Source organism: Rossellomorea sp. NPDC071047 (assembly GCF_050270195.1).
Classification (GTDB): domain Bacteria; phylum Bacillota; class Bacilli; order Bacillales; family Bacillaceae_B; genus Rossellomorea.
In genome coordinates this window covers 360,677-380,636 of record NZ_JBNNJT010000004.1, presented here as the reverse complement: position 1 = coordinate 380,636, position 19,960 = coordinate 360,677, and the positions used below count along the sequence as shown (strand labels likewise).

Genomic DNA, 19,960 nt, shown 5'->3' with positions numbered 1-19,960 from the left:
ATTCATCTAAAAACGTATTATTGGAGATGCAATTTCATTGACTGGAGAGAATCTACTGGACATAATACGTTTATATGATTAAACGTTTAAACTATAATTCGATAAGGGTGATAAATATGAAAGCCATGACCATAAATAAATACGGAAAAAATACCCCATTAGAGCTCACAGAGCTTTCTTCCCCGGAAATCGGTGAACGGGATATGTTAGTGGAGATTCATGCAGCAAGTATTAATCCCATTGATTTTAAAATAAGGGATGGTAAGGTAAAGATGCTATTGAACTACAAGATGCCATTGATGTTGGGGAATGATTTTTCGGGGAAGGTGATCCAAACAGGATCCAAAGTGAGCAAATTTCACATAGGGGATGAAGTGTACGGTAGGCCACGGAAGAATCGGATCGGAACGTTCGCAGAGTACCTTTCTGTCCATGAAGAGGATGTTTCATTGAAACCGGAAAACCTTACGTTTGAAGAAGCGGCGTCCCTTCCTCTGGTGGGTTTAACCACATGGCAGGCATTCCATGAAATCCTTCAGCTGAAATCTGACCAGAAGATCCTAATCCACGCCGGAGCCGGGGGAGTCGGGACTTTTGCCATTCAGCTTGCGAAGGAAATGGGGGCGTATGTCGCTACAACGGCAAGTGAAAAGGGGTTTGATTTAGTTTCCTCTCTCGGAGCAGATAGAGTCATCAACTATAAGGAAGAGCAATTTGAGGAGGTTCCAAACGAATATGATGCTGTGTTTGATACGTTAGGCGGTGATTCCCTTAATCGTTCGTTCCAAATACTCAAGCCTAATGGGAAAATCGTATCTGTTTCTGCAGTGCCAAACCGCAGATTTGCCGTAGAAAACAATCTTGGGCTTATAAAACGTCTCTTATTTTCTGTAGTTAGCAGAAATATAAGTGCTCTTGAAAAGAAGTTTAACGTAGACTATCACTTCTTATTCATGAAGCCCAGCGGGGAACAGCTGATGAAAATCAAACATCTTGTCGAAAAAGGGAGTATTCGACCTGTGATAGACAGGGTGTACTCCCTTGAAGAGGCTCAGGAGGCCATTCAGTACGTCGAAACGGGCAGAGCTAAGGGTAAGGTAGTCATTCAGGTGAAGAAGCCAAAATAACGCATTCTAACGACATGAGACCTATGAGCGACTTTGACATGTTGAATGTCGAGGTTTTTTTCGATTTTTTTGTTATCTTTTCCGTTTGACGAGTCCTTTTTGCTCCAATAGTTTCTTCAATTCATTTGATAATCTTTATCCTCTTTCATACCTGATAATTTTATTTTCATATCTACTAATAGATTTCTAGATAGCTATCATTTATCACCATTTTTTATGTAAAAAAAGTAGATTCCTAGATTCATAAAATAGTAGAATGAGCACAATTCTAAGTAAAAATATGTAAAAAAATTATAGTTTACAAAAATGTATACATGTAAACAAAAATGTATACTACTGTGTACGAAAATGTATACAAGTGTACAAATGCGTGTACTTGTTGATATATATGTATGTGTACAAATAATGTATACAACGATACAAAAATGTATACAAGTTCACCCTCTCTTAGCACCTGTATTCGATAGAAAAGTAGGATTGACCGCAGACGAGAAATTGTATACTCTGAGAGTAAGAGTTGAAATTTTTTGACAAATTCTCACTCATGAATGAAAGGATGATTTTAATGACGAATTCAAGAATTGCAGCCATTGATGTTGGTAATGATTCTTTAAAAGGTATTTTTGGGAAAATGGACGCTGAGGTGAATATTCCGAACGTCATCGCAAGGGATGTTGAAGACCGTCCTATCATCGGTATAGAGGAGCTGGATACACAGGACCCACTAGACGGCATACATATCCGTGTCCACTCCCCTGCTCTGCAAGACAATAATGCAATCTATCGTGTCGGAAATCTTGCGACAAAGAGCAATAACTCGACTGAACTGGATCCGGGAAGCAGTAAATCAGAAGAAGATCAAACATTGGTCATGCTGTTTGCTTCTATCGCTTTGGATGCAGCACGTAATGGATCAGATTTTAAAAGGAATAATAATGTAGTAGAAGCAAACTACACGCTCGGAACAGGTCTTCCCCTACGTGAAGTAAAGGAAGGAAAAGATGTTGGATATCGATCAAGATTATTAGGTTCGGTTCACCAGGTCGAGTTCCTTGTCACTCCACGCTATCAAGGCATCAAAGTAAATATTAAGTTTGATGAAGTGAAGGTGTATCCTGAAGGATTTGCTGCTTTTATCAACCTTGTGATGGACAATAATTCAAATATCATTAACAAAGATTTGGTTGACAAGCGCATCTTGATTCAGGATATTGGTGGATTATCAACAGATATCGCGGTCATCAAAGATCGAAAAGTAGACGATGATAAAGCCCAAGGATTTAACCTTGGTGTTTCTGAATCACTTGAATTAATCCGTGAGGAAATTCGCTCAAGACATGGCATTGAGCTCGACAGCCGACGCGATGTGGTAGAAATCATCACGAAGAAAAATGATCGTAATCATATTATGGTTAAAGGAAGTCGTACAAGCGTACACGACATCGTTGACCGTATTATGCTTGAACTTGCTAAGAAGCAATACCGTCACCTGCGTAATATGTGGCAAAAGAATTCTCAAACGGAAATCTGCTACTTCATTGGTGGAGGTTCAAGCGTCCTGAAAGAGTATATCAAAACGCTTAATAACAATCTTGATGGGTACAATATCGACTTCTTTGAAGATGAGAAGGAAAGCATTTGGATGATGGCCAATGCTTATTACAAGCTGATTGCCGACTTCTCAAGAAAAACTCAAAAACAACAATCCCAGAAAGAAGAACAAAAATTAGCGAAAACCAAATAGGGTGATGGTATGAATGGAAAAGGGATGTCGAGGGGACAACCGATTACGTTTCGAATTCCTTCAGATACACCTGATCATGTATTAAAGCATTTACAAAAGCTAAAGGAAACGGAAAAACGAAATTTCTCCAGTAAAATTGCAGAGCTAGTATTAAATGGAGTAAATGATACGATTTCCAAACAGAGAGAAGCCATTACGATCCCCCTTCCTAAGGGATTGGATAAATCCCAGCGTGACTGGTTGAAGCATGAACACTCCGAAGCGCTGTTGGGAAGTATCGTGTACCAATTGCTTTCAAACCCGGTTCGTACAGCCTCTCTTCTGGCTTCCTTAAGCAGCAATTCGTTGGATATTGATGAAGCTCTCTATCTTCAGGAAGAATCTGCAGCAAGTCACGATTCATCAAGGGAGTGGTCCCTTGATGAAGTGATGGATGATGCACAGGATGAAGATGTAATAGATGAGCGTTCTTACTCGACTGACGAAGAATTGGACAACTTTGACTGGGATAGTGCCATGAAGCCCCAGGAAACCGTTGAAGAAGAACCTAAAGAAGAAACGATGGAAGATCTCTTAGGCGATTTTCTTTCTCAAATGAATAAATAGGAAAAGAACCAGAAGCAAGCTGAAAAGCGTGATGCTTCTGGTTCTTTTTTATGCAAAGGTTTTTCAGGAGAATCATTTCCTCTCTCCTTCCCGATGAAAATCACATTCTGCCTTTGATTTCAACCCGATTTCTCCTTCAGAAAATGTAATCAATTTGTCTTATTTGAATTATTTTTTCTCCAAAAAACCTTACAAGCCATATACCTGTAAGAGAGAAATGTTACAGATTGAAAAATACATATTAAAACATGTATAAAAAATGGCAGTTTATTTCAAATGATTCCCATGACCTAGTTTACGGTGGGTACAAAAGGAGGTAAACACCGATTAAACCGAATATAAAACTTGCACCCAGTCATTGGCTACACCAATTAAGAGGAGAGATTCGATGAGTATTCAAAAAAGCAACGATAGCTCAAGTCTCGCAGAAGTAATTGATAGAATCCTGGATAAAGGAATAGTCATTGATGCATTTGCCAGAGTTTCCTTAGTGGGAATAGAAATTCTTACAATAGAAGCGCGAGTCGTCATTGCAAGTGTAGATACATGGTTACGATATGCAGAGGCAGTTGGGCTTTTAAGAGACGAAGTTCAAGAAGAAGGTTTGGCGAAGCAGGAAAACGAAAGAGGAACAGCGTTTAGCATTTAAACAAGTAAATTAAATATAGTTTTACTATTTTGGTAGAAAAGAGGATGGATATGGCAGAGACAAAAAGCAGTCAACAAGCAGAGGAAACGAAAAGCAATGAACAAAACGAAGAACAAACAGCTGAAAACAGACAATCCATGAATTATGCGATTATCGGTGGTGTGGTAGGAGCCGGTATCGGACTACTTTCAAATCCTGGTACAGGGAAGAAAGTCGTTGACAGTTTAGGGAAATCAGAAGTGATGAAAGCCGCAAGTAAAGAACTTAGAAGATCAGCACAGGAATTCCTGACAGAACAAGCCATTATTACGTTAAGACAATCCGCTACCGGATATATGAGCAAATTGGAAGGTGGCTTGCTTACACCAAAGAAGAAAAAAGAAGAGCTATCGGAAAAAACAGATGCAAAGGCAGATAGAGGCGAGAAGTCTTCCAATCAATCAGAAGAATTAGAAGAAATCAAAGAAGAAAACAAGAATTTGAATGAGCGTTTAGAACGTATCGAAGAAATGCTTAACAGCTTAGTGGAGTCTAAGAAATAATCGCATCCCCAAAGGGGGCATTACATGAGTAAGCCGATAAAAAAAGCAGTTGGCAAGATGGCTAAAAAAGCATACGATCATGCTCCAGAGCCCGTAAAAGAGAAAGTAAAAGATACGATGAAAGAGAAAGCGAAAGAAACATTTGTGAACAGTGTTGAAGGCGGTATTCAATCAAAGGCCAACGAAGCATCTGAGAAATTAGAGAAGGCGAAAGAGAAAAATGCTGAAAATGTTCATACCAAAGCTGAAGAAGCAAAGGAAAAAGTCCAGGATGTCCTGCTTTCCGTTCGGGAAAAGTTAGGAAATGCCAAAGAAGCAGGAGAAGAATTCCAAAAGAAAATCTCTTCATCAAATGATAAACAAACAAAAATGAATGGCGTGGGAAGTATTAAAGGAGCAAGTGACATCAAGAGTTCCTTTAACATCAAGAGTTCTACTGAAATAAAAAGTTCGGAAAATATTAAATCATCTAAAGACATTAAAACCATCTGTTCATAAGCACCGGAAGGAGAATAACAATTGGCTATTCAAAAAAGTAATAATAGTTCAAGTTTAGCAGAAGTAATCGACCGTATTCTTGACAAAGGTATTGTCATTGATGCATTTGCAAGAGTATCTGTTGTTGGAATTGAAATTTTAACGGTTGAAGCAAGGGTTGTCATTGCCAGCGTAGACACATGGTTACGATATGCAGAAGCAGTAGGCCTGCTTCGAGATGATGTAGAAGAAAACGGTCTTGCAACTCAACAAAATGAAAGAAGCTCCCAATTCAGCATTTAAGTAAAGTGGCAGTAAAAGAATGAGAGTGTGTTTGAAGGGGGGCCATTTTTGGCGCCCTCCCCCTTCATCTACAGTAGGAGGCGACTATGGTAATCAAAGAAATCATGAATAGTGTGACGGATTTCTTCAATGAACATGTAGCACCCGTTCATAAGATCACGTCGGTGGAGTTGACAGAAGAAGAAGGATGGAAGCTTCAGGTGGAGGTGATTGAAGAAAAAGAATATATGAAGAAATATGCTAAAGACGAAATGCTTGGAACGTATGATGTTCTTCTCAATAAAGAAAAGGAAGTCACATCATTTAAACGACGGGATATCCGTTACAGAAGTGCTATTGGACAGGAAATGTAGTGGATGAGCGAGTAGGAGGGAATTGTACGTGACGGTCTTAACAAAACGGATCAAAAAGGATAGCAGGGCATTAATACAAGACGATGAAACGAAAGAATTGCTTTCGCGTTCATTGCAATACCTTAAAGCTGGATATCCTGTACATTTTACAGGTCCTTCCGGAGCCGGAAAAACGTCTCTTGCACTGGCACTTGCCAAGAAGAGAAAAAGACCGGTGATGCTCATGCACGGAAATCATGAACTGAATAATAAGGATTTAATCGGTGATTTCACAGGTTATACAAGTAAAAAGGTGGTCGATCAATATGTTCGATCTGTTTACAAAAAGGATGAAAGTGTCACCGAGACATGGAGAGATGGACGATTACTGGAAGCAGTAAAGAATGGCTATACCCTTGTATACGATGAATTTACAAGATCACAGCCGACAACGAATAATATCTTTCTATCCATTCTGGAAGAAGGAATCATTCCTTTATATGGATCAAAGCTAACGGAACCATTTATTCGCGTACACCCGGAATTTGCAATCATATTTACTAGTAATCCTGCAGAATATGCAGGGGTTTATCAAACACAGGATGCTCTCCTGGATCGGTTAATTACCATTAACGTAGATTACAAGGGAGCAGAACAAGAGGCAAAGATTGTATCCGAAAAAGCAAACTTGGTTATGAGTGAAGCAAAAGCGATTACAAACCTAGTCTCTACATTACGCGATCAATGTACCAACGAAATGAACGGACCGAGCTTGCGTGCTTCCTTGATGATCGCAAGGCTCGCCATTGAATCAGACATTCCCATAGACGGTAAGGATACAGATTTTCAACGTCTATGTATTGATATAGCAGCACACAGTGTAAGTCGATGTATCGACGGAGAAAACCCACAACAAAAAGCAGAACAATTAATTATAGATGCATGTAAACAAATGAAGGTATCTGAGGAATAAAGGAGAGTTTCAAATGAGTAATGAAGAAATGGGAATTTATATATTCTGTGCCATTCAAACAGAAGAAGACGATCAATTTGGTTCCATTGAAATAGAAGGTGAGGAACGAGAGACGTTCACGATCAGATATAAAGACGCCGCTATGGTAGCAGCGGAAGTACCGATGAAAATATATCATCCCAAGAAGCAGAATTTACTCATGCATCAGGGTGCTGTATCAAGGGTGATGGATCAAAAGGATACGGTCATCCCGATCAGCTTCGGGAATGTATTTAAATCAAGAGACGACGTAGAGGCCCTCCTAGAAAACCTCTATCCTCAGTTTGAAACTCTTTTCCCGGCAATTAAAGGGAAAATCGAGCTCGGCTTAAAGGTTATCGGTAAAAAGGAATGGCTGGAAGCGATGGTCAAAGATAATCCGCAGGTAGAAAAAATAGCATCAGCCGTTAAAGGGAAATCTGAATCTGCCGGGTACTATGACCGCATACAGCTTGGAGGAATGGCTCAAAAGCTATTTGCTTCCCTGCAAAATGAAATCAAGGAGGAAGTCTATGCCCCCCTTGAGGAAGCAGCGGTGTCGGCGAAGGCAAATGACCCTTCAAGTGAGAAAATGCTACTCAACGCCTCTTTCTTAATTGATCGGGACCAGGAAGAATTGTTCGATCAAAAGGTCAATGAAGCCCATGAAAAATGGAAGGATAAGGTCGACTTTAACTACACCGGCCCTTGGCCCGCATACAATTTTGTCAACATACGCTTAAAGGTTGAGGAAGGCTGATGATTCATAAATTGGTGAGCGCACCAATTAATTTAGTCATAAAAGTCGGCGAAAAGATTAAAGAAGAAGCAGACAAAGAATTATACGACCTTCCTACCATTCAACAAAAATTGATTCAGCTTCAAATGATGTATGAATTAGGTGAAATTCCTGAGGAAGCATTCCAGGAAAAAGAAGATGAGTTACTAGCACGATATGAAATTGCGAAACAGATGGAAATGGAGCAATGGGAAGAACTAACGAAAAAGAAATAAGGGTGATCAGATGAGCGATTTACTTTATTTATACGGCTTAATCCCAACAAAAGAAGCAAATGAAAAATCCCTTCCCTCCATGAAAGGATTCGATGGAGAAGGTGAACTATATACGATTGAAATCGGTGAAGTGACAGCAATTGTCTGTGATCTGCCATCGAATGAATACTCAGAAGAGACCATTAAGGACAAAGTCGATAACGACATGGACTGGCTTCAGGAAAAGGCGTTTCATCATCACGAAACCGTCCTGATGGTTTCGAAGATGTATACCATCATTCCCCTGAAGTTCTGTACATTGTACAAGAACGAGGACAGCCTTAAGTCCACGATAGAAGGCAACCGAAACAAGCTGGAAACGACCTTTGAACAGCTGAATGGTAACGAAGAGTGGAACGTCAAAATCTACTGTGACGATAAGCTGCTGAAGGAACAAGTAAGTGAAAGCAATCCATCCATCGAAGCTAAAAGGAAAGAAATCAGCGAGTTACCAAAGGGCAGGCAGTTTTTTGAAAAGAAAAAAATCGATCAGCTGATCGATCGGGAGCTTGAAAACGAAAAGAATCGACTCTGTGAGGAGGTTCATGAAAAGCTGAAAGAACATGCGCTCCATGGAAATATCAAAAAAAATTGGAGTAAGGATGTCACAGGCCGACAAGAACATATGGCTTGGAATAGTGTTTTTCTCCTTCCAGTGTCCAATGTTGATGGATTTGTAGAGGAGATTAAGCAATACGAAGAAGAACTGGGACACGCAGGTTGGAAGATTGAAGCATCCGGCCCTTGGCCACCTTATCATTTTTCAAGTTTTTCTTAATCACAATATAAGGAATGAGAATTATGACAGTCAGAGAATCGATAGAGAACAAAGATATAGCCCTTATAGATATTTTAGATGTCATTCTCGACAAAGGTGTGGCGATAAAGGGAGATTTGATTATATCCATTGCAGGTGTCGACCTCGTGTATCTCGATTTGCGAGTGCTGATTTCCTCAGTTGAGACATTGGTTCAACACAAGCAGGGAACGCGTAAAACGGTAACGTCCGATCAATTCGATAAAGAAAGGGAGGGATTGATTCATGCAACAGGCCAGCGGGACAAATGGGCGAATTAATTTCGACCCGGAAAAAGCAGAACAAGGATTGGCACAGCTTGTATTGACCGTTGTAGAACTATTAAGGCAAATCGTCGAAAGACATGCCATGCGGCGTGTTGAAGGCGGTACTTTAACGGATGAACAAGTGGAGAATTTAGGCATAGCCCTAATGAACTTAGAAGAAAAAATGGAAGAGTTGAAAGAGGTATTTGGTCTTGATGCAGAAGACTTGAATATAGATCTTGGTCCTTTAGGGAGCTTAATGTAATGCCGATTAGGGAGGTTACATGATGGGAATGGAGCATCCGGTACAATCCAATACAATCGTGGATGTATTAGAAAAGATATTAGATAAAGGAGTTGTCGTGGCAGGTGATATTACGGTGGGAATCGCCGATGTCGAGCTGCTGACGATAAAGATCCGCTTAATCGTTGCTTCTGTAGATAAAGCAAAAGAAATAGGCATGGACTGGTGGGAAAATGATCCCTACTTAAGTTCCAAAGCCGCAGATAACAACACTAAAGCACTTGAAGAGGAAAATAAGAAATTACAGGAACGATTGGAATCGCTTGAAAAGAAACTGGATACGAACCGTCTTAACCAGGCGGAAACAAACTAATTGGAGGTTTTACCGATGGCAGAAAAAAATACGCAAAACACAACAGTTGAGAATCAAGGACAAGAAAAGAATTCAACAAACGAGAACAAGGCAAGAAGAAGTGGGCCTATCAAGAGAACCGTAGCAGGAAGTCTGTTGGGAGCAACTGTAGGATACCTGGCAACACCTGAAAACGGAAAGAAACTTTTAGATCGTATCGATCAAGAGAAAATCAAAAGCAAAAGCCTGGACTTCGGGAAAGCAGCAAAAGAAAGATCCAGAAAAGCGGCTGTGTCACTAAAATCATCAACAGCCAACCTGTTTAAGCGTGATAAAGATGAGGAAGCTTCTGAAGACGCGGAAACGGCCGTAAATTCAACTGAATCGAATAGCTCTGAAGAAGAAGAGTCCAACCAGGATTATGATGCCCTTAAACAGGAAAATGAGGAACTTCAGAACCGTTTGCAGCAATTAGAAGAGAAAATGAATCAAATTGCCGCGACACGTGAAGATGGAAGTGATGAAGACGAAGACGAAGACGAGGATGAAGAAGAAACCTCTTCTAGAAAGAAAGCTTCTAAAAAGTCTAAAGAAGTAGCGACAGATGAAGAGGATGAAGACGACGAAGACAGTAATGAAGATGAAAACGAAGAAGATGAAGATGATAGCGATGATGAGGAAGAAGCTTCTAGCAAGAAGAAATCAAACGGTAAATCAGGTTCTAAGGGGAAGAAACGTTCTACCCGCAAGACAAGCGCTAAAAGTAAAAAATCTGCTAAAAAAGATGATGATCAAGACGAAGATCAAGAAGAAGATACAACACTCTCTACCGAAGACGATACAGTAGCTTAACGTAAAAAGGAGATGTGAAGATGAGTTTAGAATCAGGTACAGGGAAGGATAGCATCTTAGAATTTTTTGTACAAGCATCAAACAAGCATGACTTTTCATTAGACATCACGTTAAATGTTAAAGGAGCCGTCATAACGGGTACACTCGTTTCCGCAAAGGAATACTTTGACTCATTGAGTGAAACCTTCGAGGATGGCAGTGAGGTAGCTCAAAAGTTGAGTGAAGAACTTGCCAGAGCCGGAGAATCTGTTGAAGAAAACCAAAGTGCTGAAGCCCATTTTGTTCACTTAAAGAACACAAAGGTTTATTGTGGCGACAGTAAGCCGACCCCTTCAAAAGGGAAGATTATGTGGCGAGGTAAATTAAGTGAGATTGATGGATTTTTCTTAGGGAAGATTTCAGAGTCGAAGAGTAGTAAGTAATAGGTGAAAAGCAAATGGCTTAATCGTCATTTGCTTTTTTACACCCAGAATAGTTTATGGCAGGCCGGGGTGGTTCCAGTCCTATGCGGAAACATCAGGCAGAGTATAGCTTGTATGACAGTTTATTACCCCCATTATTTCCCGGGAGAAGTAATTAGATAAATATCCATGCTTTCAAAAAGAGGTTTTTACCTTTTGAAAAACGGGTAAACAAACTATAACAAAGGAGGTTACCTTTATGAAACGTTTAATTGGAAGACTGATCAAATGGGGACCTATCATTTACCCGTTTTATAAGAAATATCGAAATAAAAGAAGACATAAAAAATCTATGACGTATTAAGAGGGCAGCCAACATTGGCTGTTTTTTTTATATATTTAAGGGCAAATGAAAAACCCCTGGAATCCAGGGGTTTCAGTGTTTTTAATGAGAAGTCTTTCTCATTCCTCTTAAGAGTAAGCTTAACAGGAATACAAAAATGATTGCTCCGAGTAAGGCTGGAATAATAGCGATTCCTGCAAGTGATGGTCCGAAGCTTCCCAGAAGCTCCCCGCCGATCCAAGCACCGATAATACCTGCGATGATGTTTCCGATGATTCCACCAGGAACGTTTTTACCTAATATAAGACCAGCTAACCAACCGATGATTCCACCTACGATTAAGTACAAAATAATACCCATTTTTCTTACCTCCAAGTAATGTTTTTTGTGATATGTTGTTACTGATTTAATTCCCTTTTATAGTGGAATTAAAACCTAATAGGTCGTCACTTGGAAGATTTTTTGCAAGATATACATGACATATTTAAAGGCAGGCAGTTTATCCTGATATTTCTCATATTTTACGGTGTAGGTGCCATTTTCGTTGTTCCAGATACTGTTGAAATACTGATCAATATTTGACATGGTTTTGCTGTCAGTTGGGGCCACGATCTTTATGTTTTCTTCTAAGTTATAATCATCCAGGTTTCTAGATGTGTAATTACTGGATCCTCCGATGACGGTACTCTCTTTTGCCCCTTTTATATATATGAACTTAGTATGGTATTGTTCCTTATTCGTGTTGTACCAGCGAATCGTAATATGATCATTGTCCAAGTTGTGCAGCTCTGATGCGATTGGCAGGTTGGGTAACCCGATCTTTTCCTGACCGAAGGCATTCTGATTGGGGTCCAATACTAATCGTACCTCTACTTCACGATCGGCAGCATTCCCTATGGCATCGATAATGTCCCGATCTGCAAGATAGAACATCCCGATCCAGATTTCGTCCCCTTTATTTGCTTTATTCATAGCATCTACGACACTCGTTTGAACTTTCTTTTCAGTAAGGATCTGTGCTTTAACGGAGGTCTCTGTAGAAGAAAGTTTATTAATTGACTGATCTAAGTCTTCCTCGGTAGGAAATGCCTCTGTGTTACCCCCTGAAAATGCAGCCACTGCCTTTTCGGCTTTCACCATGTCCTTAAGAATGTCCCCTTTGACTTTGAACCCCATGTTTGAGTGGAAACCGCTGGCGTCATGGGGGTTGGCGGAAAGAATAAGTCCCGTGTTCTCTGTTATCACGACTTTACGGTGATTTGCTTTTACATTTAATAGTTTCAAATACGATCTCATGGTTACCTTGGGTGCAGTTGAAGCCATTGGGTTGGGGAGCCAACCATAGCCATCCTGACCAAACCAGCCCAGTGCGGCCCTCCACACCCCTGAGTATAAAATGTTGGGATCCCTGAGGCGGTTTAAATCGGTGTAAATGACTTCAGCTCCAAGATCTTCTAAAGGTTCCAATTGTTCAGCGGTATGGGATCCATACGTGGTATTGACAACGTCACTGATGAAGACCACCTTCAAATCAGGTTTCTTTTTCATTTGTTGTTGAATCGTTTTCGATAATGTTTCACTGATTCTGGGGTAATCACGATCACCCTTTGTGTAACCATTTACTAAAAATAAGTCCAGAATAAGAAAATCCTCTGCTTCTTCTATGGTTCGATAGACTTCATCAAAGATCGAATGGTCATAGTGCTCTTTCCCGTCCTTTTGATATGTAAGGTCGTATAAGAACTCTACATCCTTTTCGGGTATGGTATAGATGTTGCCGGCATAGGATATCCCCGGGGGTAACGGCTTTACCCGGTGGTAAAACATGATGACTGTAAGGATCAAAATAATGACCCCTCCGATCCACCAGCTTTTCTTCTTATACCACTTTTTCTTTGTTTTCAATTGAATTCCCCTGTTCTACTGTTTTTTCTTACTATACCCTTAATGATAGCGGAGGAATCCATGAAGGCTAAGATGAGCACGGTTTTTTTACAAAGCTCTTCTCGCAAAGATTGTTTTTTTCTAGTATAGAATCTGCGAGGGCTCTGTCAACCAGTTTATGCTGGATAGTGAGGGGAACTGCTCCGCTTGCAGCTAGCGTTCGGCCGAGACTCCCCAGCTTACCCGAACGGGGTATCAGCACGCCCGTACTTCTGCAGGAGTCTGCGCTGTTCCCCTCTCGATATTTAACAAAATTTTCTCTACGGAGCTTCAAGGTGTGCAAGAAAACAAAGTTACTAATAAAATTCTTCTTTCTTATAAGGTAATCAATCTCTACTTACCTTAAATGAGATTGTTTGCTAAAATTCTTGTTTTAATTGTTTTCCATTTAAGGATTCATGCTTAGAAAGTTGATTGGAGTGGAAGGTTGCTCGACTCCTGCGGGAATAGCTGGACAGGTGAGACCCCGGAGGCGCAGCCGAGGAGGCTCACCGCCAGCCCCGCGGAAAGCGAGCATCCTGTAGCGGAAATCAACTATTACTTTCTCCCTCTACAATAAGCTACAATTTTTACGAAAAGAGCCTTTTATAAAAAATAGGTCCAGGCAAATATCTGCCTGGACCTGATCTTATTGGTGGTTGATTCTTTGGCGGTATAAAAACAATAGAAAAAGGGATAACGTCATTAATACGATCAACACAAGGAATGTATTCTGAAAGGAACTTACCGGAAATTCTGCTCCGCCCATCTCGACAATGATTCCTCCCAGAACAGACCCAGACGCACTTCCTACGAAATGGGTAAGCTGTTTCATGCCGATTCCTGAAGCAATCAGCTCCTTACTCATGACACGGGATACTTCGTTGGTCGTGCTTGACGAAAGACTTGAGAAGCCAAAGCTTGTAAACATATAAGCCAGCATAATCATGTATTCACTTTGGGGTGATAAGATATAAAAGAGGACGGTTGAAATGATCAGAAGGATATGTGCAAGGAACATCACCCTCATATTTCCATAATGATCAATCAGCCTTCCGACATAAATAGCTGCCACTGCTGACAGCATCGCACCCGGAAAGATAATGAATCCGACGGCTGTCGGGTTTTTACCAAATACATGCTGAAGCATAAGGGGCATGACGATTAAAATCGCAAAGTGAGTGGCAAAACCCAGGAAACTCATATATAAAATCTGACGGTATCCTTTGTCCCGAATCAAACTGGGTTGAATAAAGGGTAGTTCGATTTTATGGATCCGAATCCCCAATCCTCCAAAGAATACAACGGCACCTGCGAAAAAATACCAGTGGAAAGTTGAAATGAACAGCAGAAAGAACGTAATTCCGATTCCGGTTAAAAGGCCTCCCCATATATCAAAGTACCCTTTCCTGGTCGTCTCATCCGGCAGGAAGCGGTATAGGACAGGTATCATTCCAAGGACACATAACGTGATTAAAAATAAATAATTCCAACTTAAATAATCGGTAATCACGCCACCTACGACCGGCCCTAATCCAAAGCCCAGGGAAGAAGCTGAGGCAATCATAGCCAATGCCCGGCCGCGTCTTGCCATCGGGACAAATCGTCCTGCGAACACCATGGATAGCCCGGGAATGGCTGCAGCACCTGCCGCTTGGAATAAACGGGAGAGTAATAGCCAGGTAAAGCTATGAGCAAAGAAACCTATGAACGATGCAAGCCCGAAAATGGAAATGCCCAGGATAAGAAGCCTCCTGATAGGAATGTAGTCTGCCAGGCGCGTATATGTAATGGTGCAAATGGCGAGTACGATAGAGTATCCCGATACAATCCAGGCTCCTTCAGAAGGGGCTAAAGAGAAATCCTTTAAAACATTGGGGAGTGCTACATTAAACATGGTGGTATTCATGACAACCAGCCAGACGGTTAAGCTCAAGAACAGAATCGTCTTTGTATAGGAAGGAGATGCCTGTGCATGTGGTTCTGCATTCATTGTGACCACCTCCATAGAATATTTAGATACTCGAAGTAATATATCATAAAATGCGTGTATGTGAAATGAATTCGCTTTACAGTGAAAAAGTTTAATTTATACCAATTGGTCTATTATATAAGGAGAAAGGAAGAGGTGGATACGTATGTCAAATCTCAAGATAAAAGCTTTTGTATTCGATGCGTATGGAACGTTATTCGATGTTCATTCCGTCATAGAAAAATGCAACCAACTTTTTCCGGATAAAGGGGAACAAATTAGCCAGGTATGGCGTCAAAAGCAGTTGGAGTATAGTTTTTTACGTCAATTAATGGGCACGTATACGAACTTTTTTATGATCACTAAGGATGCGCTCCATTATGCCTGTAAGCAAGTAGGGGTTGACCTTACTGACGAAAAAGAAAAGGAATTGCTGGATGCTTATTTAGAATTAAACAACTATGAAGAAGTAGGGAGTGTATTGGAAGAACTGAAACCCTATCAAAAAGCCATTTTTTCCAATGGTTCCTTGGACATGCTTTCACCTCTGGTGGAGCAATCTCCCTTTGGGCATTTATTGGATGAGGTTTTGACAGTTGATGAAGTGAAACAGTTTAAACCGACCCCGATGTCTTACCAGCTTGTTCTTGAAAAGCTTGGGGTCAGAAGAGAAGAAGTATTGTTTATGTCCTCTAACCCATGGGATATTGCAGGTGCGACGAACTTTGGATTCTATACGGCTTGGATCAATCGTCAGGATAAAGTGATGGATGAACTAGGGGTGAAACCACACTTTGAATACAGGGATTTAACCGGTATTCTGGAACATATGAGTTAAGAAAAGGGGCGGAAGGTTTTAGCCCCTGTTTTTTTGTGCAAATGAATAGGCTACTGTGCCTTCCGCTTCCACAACAGTCTCGATTGCTTCAACTTCAAGAATCTTCCCCCTCCCTTTCTTTTAGAATTCATTGTATAGTACAGGTAGATTAATCGACTAAGAATGAATGGGAAATATAATTTTTTTGTAGGAATATCGGCTATGTATATCGAAATCTACTACGTAAATAAAAGGGAGGATGAACATGACTGAAAGGTTGATTCCTGTATCCGGCGTAGAAGTGGACTCTAAAACGAAATGCAAACATTACCGAACCCAAAAAGATATCATCGCGATTAAATTTAAGTGCTGTAACACCTATTATCCTTGTCATACATGTCATGACGAAGTGGCAGATCATGATCCTATCCTTTGGTCAAAGAACGAGTGGAATACGAAAGCAGTTCTTTGTGGTGAATGCAAAAACGAGTTAACCATTTTACAATATATGAATTGCCAATCTGTCTGTCCTCATTGTCGAGCCTCCTTCAACGCGGGGTGTCAGAATCATTATCATCTTTACTTTGAAGGATGAATTTTGGTGGGAAATCTATAACCGATGAGTGTTTCACGTGAAACGAAAGAGGTGAAGAAATTGGAACTGGCGACGTTTGCCGGGGGCTGTTTTTGGTGTATGGTCGAGCCTTTTGATGAGCAGGAAGGAATTATACAAATAGTATCCGGCTATACAGGAGGGAAACCCGCAAATCCGACATATAAAGAAGTGACCTCAGGGGAAACAGGACACTATGAAGCGGTAGAGGTCACGTTTGATCCTATTCAGTACCCTTATGAGAAACTGCTGGATCTATACTGGAAGCAAATTGATCCCACTGATTCAGGGGGACAGTTTAAAGATCGTGGTCACTCGTATCGTACAGCGATTTTTTATCATACAGATAATCAAAAAAAGCTTGCGGAAAATTCAAAACGAAAATTGGAACAGAGTGGCATTTTTGCAAAGCCTGTGGTGACGAAGATTCTACCTGCAAGCGAGTTTTATCCTGCTGAAGATTATCATCAGAATTTCTATAAGGAAAATGCTTTTCGATATGCTTTATATAAGCGTGGATCCGGGCGAGAAGATTTTTTGAAAAAGCATTGGCCAGAAGATCGATCCCATTTAAAGGAACAGCTGACAGAAATGCAATACTTCGTTACCCAGGAAAATGGAACAGAGCCACCTTATGAAAACGAGTATTGGGATAACACGGAAGAAGGTTTATACGTTGATATCGTTTCGGGTGAACCTTTATTCACTTCCAAAGATCAGTATGATAGTGGGTGCGGCTGGCCCAGCTTTACAAAGCCGGTCATGGATGCAAGTGTCAAAGAACACTATGACCTGTCGCATCGTTCGACCCGTATGGAAATTAGAAGCAGGGAAGCCGACTCTCATCTTGGGCATGTATTCAATGACGGACCTGGTCCTAAAGGTCTTCGTTATTGTATCAATTCTGCATCTTTACGATTTATTCCTAAAGAGAAATTAGAAGAAGAAGGCTATGGGGATTTTTTAATCTTGTTTAAAGCCAGATAAAAAGACATGGCAGCACAAGAGCCGCCATGTCTTTTTATCTTTTTATCTTTTCTTCAACCTTTTCCCAAAGATTCTCGATTCCCTGCACTCGCTTAATGGATGTAATGGTTCCCTGGTGCAAGCCCTCATGCCAGTTAGCGAAGGAAAGAACTTCACCTAAAGTGGTAAACGTAGTATGTTCACCAAGGACGAAAGGTTTCTCTCCTGTTTCGTCCAAACGACCGGAGAATGCCTCTTTCATCCTTTGAGGTTGCGCCTCCAATTTCTCACGAAGTTCCTTCAGTGTGGGCGGTGTGAGCGTATTCCAGGTGTCTGGGCTCGTATTGAAGCCAAATAGCTCTCCGTATTCAGGCGGAAGTGCTTTACGGTTGTTTTCCCCCACAAAGGAGAACAGCAGGTTTTCCTGAGAAAGTAGGATATGCCCTAAATTCCATCGGATTGAATTTCTGAATCCAGGAGGCATTTCATCCGCCTGCTGTTCTGTTGTCGCATCGAGAGCAGCGAGTGTGCGAAGCCGGATGAATTCCATTTGTTGAAATAACATTTGTTCTTGCATCATATATTCCTCCTATTCAATTTCTCTATAACGTATTCGAGGTTGGGATTGAGATTCCTCTACGAAAAGATGAACGGTTCAGGAGAAATAAAAAAAGAATAACCTGACGCAGTGTTACTGCCGGTTATTCTTCAATTTATCAGCTAGTCGTTACTAGTCTTGTGGTCGGTTTTTCTTCGTATTCGCTTGCCCGGTTGTAAACTCCACTAATTCAGAACTTGTTCGGTTTTGTTTAGCATTTGTATTACTTTGAGCATTACGGTTACCTTTTTTAGTACGTCCCATTCAGAATCCCTCCCAAAATAGTAACTCAAGCACTTATAGTTTAAGACATAATCGAGGAAATATTCTTCTGTGTATTGCGACAAAATATGTCAAATACTTTTAGGATCCGGTTTATTTCCCAGGCTATATTCGACAATAATCGGTAGTTTCTTTCCAGAGGTCCGTCCCTCAGTCGGTCACTTCAAACCTTGTAAGAGGTTTTTTCGCGGGTCCTTCTATCACTTCTCCATCAATGGAGAAGCGTGATCCATGACAAGGGCAGTCCCATGTGTGATCTCCGTGGTTCCATTCGGTTTCACAGCCGAGGTGGGTACAGGTGGTGTCTACGACGTGCAGCTTTCCTGTTTCATCCCGGTATCCTCCACAGCGTCGTCCATTGAGGTTCACGACGTCGCCTTCCCCTTTTTGGAGTTCCTCCGGCTTTTTAGTTGGTATTTGAAGCTTTCCTTTAATGAGTTGTCCAGCCACATTTATGTTCTCTTTGAAAAAATGTTTGATGCTGGGGTCGGCAACAAATCGAGAAGGAGTGTACACATCAGCATAAATATGATGATTGCCTAGAATTTGATCAGAAATAATCTGGCCGGCTAGTGTACCGGAAGTCATGCCCCATTTATTAAAACCGGTCGCTACAAAAATAGCAGGGTGCTTTTCCGTTAATTTCCCGATGTAAGGTACTTTATCTAATGTGATCAGGTCCTGGGCAGACCATCTGTATCGAATTTCTTCAATACCCAGGACTTCTTCCCCGAATTCCTGCAATGCCTCATAGTGATCCATTGTATCTTTTCCTTGCCCGGTTTTATGTTTATCCCCACCGATTAAAATGAGTTTTTCCCCATTTTCATCGTTTTCATAACGGAGGGAACGGGTGGGATCTTCTGCACTTAAGTACATGCCTCCCGGATAGTCCTTTTTCGCTTTTACTCCAAGGATGTACGAGCGTTCAGCATACATCTTTGTGAAATAAAAACCCATTCCATCATAAAAAGGAAAGTGAGAGCAGATGACAACATGCTCGCTATCCAGATGATATCCGTCTGAGGTCACAACTTGAGTGGAGTCTCCTTCGTTAATGGTTTTAGCCGCCGTACCTTCAAATATTTGACCGCCAAGTCCCGTATAAGAATCAATCAAGGCTTTAAGATATTTTAAAGGGTGAAACTGTGCCTGGTCTTTCATCACGATTGCGTTTTTAATGGATAGATCGATCGGGAGTTTTTCGATGAGCTCTCCCTTAATCTCTAACTTCTGATACGCCTCGTACTCCTTCTCGATTTTTGTGGCGGATTGGTCTGTAGTCGCGTAAACATACGAGTCCTCTTCTGTAAAATGACAATCTATATTTTCACTGGAAATCGTGTCTTTAATAAACTGAAGAGCCTTCGTTTGTGACAGATAGTATTTCTTTGCGAACTCTTCTCCAAAATGCTGGATGAGCTCATCATAAAGCAATCCATGTTGTGCGGAAATCTTAGCCGTAGTATGTCCCGTCGTTCCATTCAATAAGTGATCAGCCTCAATGAGAGCCACTTTTTTCCCGCCTTTAGCTAACAGATAGGCAGTGGTGATTCCCGCTATCCCGCCGCCAACGACGGTTACGTCCACTTTTATGTTTTTATCAAGCTTTTTAAATAGGGGGAGTTTGGTCGTTTCCCTCCAATAGGGCTCAGGTGTTTTAGAAAAAGCATTTTGGTGTTGTGTGTCCATATGAACGCTCCTTTATCTT

The 19,960-nt window shown here is 41.0% G+C and carries 26 protein-coding genes; 20 read left to right on the top strand and 6 right to left on the bottom strand.

Going from position 1 to position 19,960, the window contains the following annotated elements:
* Positions 1–116 precede the first annotated feature (116 nt).
* The 17 genes from ACQKFO_RS16145 (at position 117) to gvpU (ending at position 10,756) form a co-directional block, all read left to right on the top strand.
* Entirely contained in the window at positions 117–1,127 is a 1,011-nt protein-coding gene (locus ACQKFO_RS16145) for an NADP-dependent oxidoreductase (protein ID WP_427599938.1), read from the top strand.
* Positions 1,128–1,692: 565 nt separating this feature from the next.
* Entirely contained in the window at positions 1,693–2,871 is a 1,179-nt protein-coding gene (locus ACQKFO_RS16140; RefSeq protein WP_427599937.1) for a ParM/StbA family protein, read from the top strand.
* Between the two features lie 9 nt (positions 2,872–2,880).
* Positions 2,881–3,477: a hypothetical protein gene (locus tag ACQKFO_RS16135; RefSeq protein WP_427599936.1), complete on the top strand. Its 597-nt coding sequence runs from the start codon at positions 2,881–2,883 to the stop codon at positions 3,475–3,477.
* A 388-nt stretch (positions 3,478–3,865) separates the two neighbouring features.
* A complete protein-coding gene (gene gvpA, locus ACQKFO_RS16130; protein WP_060674023.1) occupies positions 3,866–4,126 on the top strand; it encodes a gas vesicle structural protein GvpA in 261 nt (86 codons plus the stop codon).
* Between the two features lie 50 nt (positions 4,127–4,176).
* Complete coding sequence (gene gvpT, locus ACQKFO_RS16125) at positions 4,177–4,668, top strand: GvpT/GvpP family gas vesicle accessory protein (protein ID WP_427599935.1); 492 nt, start codon at positions 4,177–4,179, stop codon at positions 4,666–4,668.
* Positions 4,669–4,692: 24 nt separating this feature from the next.
* Positions 4,693–5,166, top strand: a complete 474-nt coding sequence (gene gvpQ / locus ACQKFO_RS16120; RefSeq protein WP_427599934.1) for a gas vesicle protein GvpQ — start codon at positions 4,693–4,695, stop codon at positions 5,164–5,166.
* A gap of 21 nt (positions 5,167–5,187) precedes the next feature.
* Complete coding sequence (gene gvpJ / locus ACQKFO_RS16115) at positions 5,188–5,448, top strand: gas vesicle protein GvpJ (RefSeq protein ID WP_034764908.1); 261 nt, start codon at positions 5,188–5,190, stop codon at positions 5,446–5,448.
* A gap of 86 nt (positions 5,449–5,534) precedes the next feature.
* Entirely contained in the window at positions 5,535–5,801 is a 267-nt protein-coding gene (gene gvpO, locus ACQKFO_RS16110; RefSeq protein WP_427599933.1) for a gas vesicle protein GvpO, read from the top strand.
* 28 nt (positions 5,802–5,829) lie between these two features.
* Complete coding sequence (gvpN, locus tag ACQKFO_RS16105; protein ID WP_427599932.1) at positions 5,830–6,753, top strand: gas vesicle protein GvpN; 924 nt, start codon at positions 5,830–5,832, stop codon at positions 6,751–6,753.
* 13 nt (positions 6,754–6,766) lie between these two features.
* Positions 6,767–7,531 (top strand): GvpL/GvpF family gas vesicle protein, encoded by a 765-nt coding sequence (locus ACQKFO_RS16100; protein WP_427599931.1) that lies wholly within the window; start codon positions 6,767–6,769, stop codon positions 7,529–7,531.
* The gene (locus tag ACQKFO_RS16095; protein ID WP_148970609.1) at positions 7,531–7,785 is read left to right on the top strand and encodes a gas vesicle protein GvpG; all 255 of its coding nucleotides are present in this window, start codon (positions 7,531–7,533) and stop codon (positions 7,783–7,785) included. Before ACQKFO_RS16100 ends, ACQKFO_RS16095 begins: the two co-directional genes overlap by 1 nt.
* Before the next feature lie 10 nt (positions 7,786–7,795).
* Positions 7,796–8,602 (top strand): GvpL/GvpF family gas vesicle protein, encoded by an 807-nt coding sequence (locus ACQKFO_RS16090; RefSeq protein ID WP_427599930.1) that lies wholly within the window; start codon positions 7,796–7,798, stop codon positions 8,600–8,602.
* A 23-nt stretch (positions 8,603–8,625) separates the two neighbouring features.
* Positions 8,626–8,901 (top strand): gas vesicle protein, encoded by a 276-nt coding sequence (locus ACQKFO_RS16085; protein ID WP_044340208.1) that lies wholly within the window; start codon positions 8,626–8,628, stop codon positions 8,899–8,901.
* On the top strand, positions 8,867–9,151 hold the full coding sequence (locus ACQKFO_RS16080; protein WP_034764925.1) for a gas vesicle protein K: 285 nt from the start codon (positions 8,867–8,869) through the stop codon (positions 9,149–9,151). Before ACQKFO_RS16085 ends, ACQKFO_RS16080 begins: the two co-directional genes overlap by 35 nt.
* Before the next feature lie 22 nt (positions 9,152–9,173).
* Entirely contained in the window at positions 9,174–9,503 is a 330-nt protein-coding gene (gene gvpJ, locus ACQKFO_RS16075) for a gas vesicle protein (protein WP_148996483.1), read from the top strand.
* Between the two features lie 15 nt (positions 9,504–9,518).
* Positions 9,519–10,334, top strand: coding sequence for a GvpT/GvpP family gas vesicle accessory protein (gvpT, locus tag ACQKFO_RS16070; RefSeq protein WP_427599929.1), 816 nt, complete (start codon positions 9,519–9,521; stop codon positions 10,332–10,334).
* A 20-nt stretch (positions 10,335–10,354) separates the two neighbouring features.
* Positions 10,355–10,756, top strand: a complete 402-nt coding sequence (gene gvpU, locus ACQKFO_RS16065; RefSeq protein WP_427599928.1) for a gas vesicle accessory protein GvpU — start codon at positions 10,355–10,357, stop codon at positions 10,754–10,756.
* 424 nt (positions 10,757–11,180) lie between these two features.
* On the opposite strand, the gene ACQKFO_RS16060 is transcribed toward gvpU, so the two are convergent.
* The 3 genes from ACQKFO_RS16060 to ACQKFO_RS16050 all read right to left on the bottom strand — a co-directional run bounded on the left by ACQKFO_RS16060 (position 11,181) and on the right by ACQKFO_RS16050 (position 14,994).
* Positions 11,181–11,438, bottom strand: a complete 258-nt coding sequence (locus ACQKFO_RS16060) for a GlsB/YeaQ/YmgE family stress response membrane protein (protein WP_098438646.1) — start codon at positions 11,436–11,438, stop codon at positions 11,181–11,183.
* Positions 11,439–11,513: 75 nt separating this feature from the next.
* Complete coding sequence (locus ACQKFO_RS16055) at positions 11,514–12,983, bottom strand: phospholipase D family protein (RefSeq protein WP_427599927.1); 1,470 nt, start codon at positions 12,981–12,983, stop codon at positions 11,514–11,516.
* Between the two features lie 667 nt (positions 12,984–13,650).
* On the bottom strand, positions 13,651–14,994 hold the full coding sequence (locus ACQKFO_RS16050; RefSeq protein ID WP_427599926.1) for an MFS transporter: 1,344 nt from the start codon (positions 14,992–14,994) through the stop codon (positions 13,651–13,653).
* A 145-nt stretch (positions 14,995–15,139) separates the two neighbouring features.
* On the opposite strand from ACQKFO_RS16050, the gene ACQKFO_RS16045 reads away from it, so the two are divergent.
* From ACQKFO_RS16045 to msrB, 3 genes are all read left to right on the top strand, one after another.
* On the top strand, positions 15,140–15,811 hold the full coding sequence (locus tag ACQKFO_RS16045) for a haloacid dehalogenase type II (protein ID WP_427599925.1): 672 nt from the start codon (positions 15,140–15,142) through the stop codon (positions 15,809–15,811).
* A gap of 244 nt (positions 15,812–16,055) precedes the next feature.
* The gene (locus ACQKFO_RS16040) at positions 16,056–16,385 is read left to right on the top strand and encodes a CHY zinc finger protein (RefSeq protein ID WP_427599924.1); all 330 of its coding nucleotides are present in this window, start codon (positions 16,056–16,058) and stop codon (positions 16,383–16,385) included.
* Between the two features lie 24 nt (positions 16,386–16,409).
* Positions 16,410–17,390: a peptide-methionine (R)-S-oxide reductase MsrB gene (gene msrB / locus ACQKFO_RS16035; protein ID WP_427599923.1), complete on the top strand. Its 981-nt coding sequence runs from the start codon at positions 16,410–16,412 to the stop codon at positions 17,388–17,390.
* 34 nt (positions 17,391–17,424) lie between these two features.
* Here the strand turns inward: msrB and ACQKFO_RS16030 are convergent, their stop codons facing one another.
* The 3 genes from ACQKFO_RS16030 to ACQKFO_RS16020 all read right to left on the bottom strand — a co-directional run bounded on the left by ACQKFO_RS16030 (position 17,425) and on the right by ACQKFO_RS16020 (position 19,941).
* Positions 17,425–17,949, bottom strand: a complete 525-nt coding sequence (locus ACQKFO_RS16030) for a DinB family protein (protein WP_427599922.1) — start codon at positions 17,947–17,949, stop codon at positions 17,425–17,427.
* A gap of 150 nt (positions 17,950–18,099) precedes the next feature.
* A complete protein-coding gene (locus ACQKFO_RS16025) occupies positions 18,100–18,231 on the bottom strand; it encodes a hypothetical protein (RefSeq protein WP_262372000.1) in 132 nt (43 codons plus the stop codon).
* 168 nt (positions 18,232–18,399) lie between these two features.
* Complete coding sequence (locus ACQKFO_RS16020) at positions 18,400–19,941, bottom strand: FAD-dependent oxidoreductase (protein WP_427599921.1); 1,542 nt, start codon at positions 19,939–19,941, stop codon at positions 18,400–18,402.
* Between the last annotated feature and the right edge of the window lie 19 nt (positions 19,942–19,960).

Coding starts and splice junctions, on each gene's coding strand:
- gvpA (WP_060674023.1), top strand. CDS start 3,866: ATGAGTATTCAAAAAAGCAACGATAGCTCAAGTCTCGCAGAAGTAATT.
- gvpT (WP_427599935.1), top strand. CDS start 4,177: ATGGCAGAGACAAAAAGCAGTCAACAAGCAGAGGAAACGAAAAGCAAT.
- ACQKFO_RS16145 (WP_427599938.1), top strand. CDS start 117: ATGAAAGCCATGACCATAAATAAATACGGAAAAAATACCCCATTAGAG.
- ACQKFO_RS16090 (WP_427599930.1), top strand. CDS start 7,796: ATGAGCGATTTACTTTATTTATACGGCTTAATCCCAACAAAAGAAGCA.
- ACQKFO_RS16135 (WP_427599936.1), top strand. CDS start 2,881: ATGAATGGAAAAGGGATGTCGAGGGGACAACCGATTACGTTTCGAATT.
- ACQKFO_RS16040 (WP_427599924.1), top strand. CDS start 16,056: ATGACTGAAAGGTTGATTCCTGTATCCGGCGTAGAAGTGGACTCTAAA.
- gvpQ (WP_427599934.1), top strand. CDS start 4,693: ATGAGTAAGCCGATAAAAAAAGCAGTTGGCAAGATGGCTAAAAAAGCA.
- gvpT (WP_427599929.1), top strand. CDS start 9,519: ATGGCAGAAAAAAATACGCAAAACACAACAGTTGAGAATCAAGGACAA.
- ACQKFO_RS16060 (WP_098438646.1), bottom strand. CDS start 11,438: ATGGGTATTATTTTGTACTTAATCGTAGGTGGAATCATCGGTTGGTTA.
- ACQKFO_RS16085 (WP_044340208.1), top strand. CDS start 8,626: ATGACAGTCAGAGAATCGATAGAGAACAAAGATATAGCCCTTATAGAT.
- msrB (WP_427599923.1), top strand. CDS start 16,410: ATGAGTGTTTCACGTGAAACGAAAGAGGTGAAGAAATTGGAACTGGCG.
- ACQKFO_RS16025 (WP_262372000.1), bottom strand. CDS start 18,231: ATGGGACGTACTAAAAAAGGTAACCGTAATGCTCAAAGTAATACAAAT.
- ACQKFO_RS16140 (WP_427599937.1), top strand. CDS start 1,693: ATGACGAATTCAAGAATTGCAGCCATTGATGTTGGTAATGATTCTTTA.
- gvpJ (WP_148996483.1), top strand. CDS start 9,174: ATGGGAATGGAGCATCCGGTACAATCCAATACAATCGTGGATGTATTA.
- gvpO (WP_427599933.1), top strand. CDS start 5,535: ATGGTAATCAAAGAAATCATGAATAGTGTGACGGATTTCTTCAATGAA.
- ACQKFO_RS16050 (WP_427599926.1), bottom strand. CDS start 14,994: ATGAATGCAGAACCACATGCACAGGCATCTCCTTCCTATACAAAGACG.
- ACQKFO_RS16045 (WP_427599925.1), top strand. CDS start 15,140: ATGTCAAATCTCAAGATAAAAGCTTTTGTATTCGATGCGTATGGAACG.
- ACQKFO_RS16020 (WP_427599921.1), bottom strand. CDS start 19,941: ATGGACACACAACACCAAAATGCTTTTTCTAAAACACCTGAGCCCTAT.
- ACQKFO_RS16080 (WP_034764925.1), top strand. CDS start 8,867: ATGCAACAGGCCAGCGGGACAAATGGGCGAATTAATTTCGACCCGGAA.
- ACQKFO_RS16095 (WP_148970609.1), top strand. CDS start 7,531: ATGATTCATAAATTGGTGAGCGCACCAATTAATTTAGTCATAAAAGTC.
- ACQKFO_RS16030 (WP_427599922.1), bottom strand. CDS start 17,949: ATGATGCAAGAACAAATGTTATTTCAACAAATGGAATTCATCCGGCTT.
- gvpU (WP_427599928.1), top strand. CDS start 10,355: ATGAGTTTAGAATCAGGTACAGGGAAGGATAGCATCTTAGAATTTTTT.
- ACQKFO_RS16100 (WP_427599931.1), top strand. CDS start 6,767: ATGAGTAATGAAGAAATGGGAATTTATATATTCTGTGCCATTCAAACA.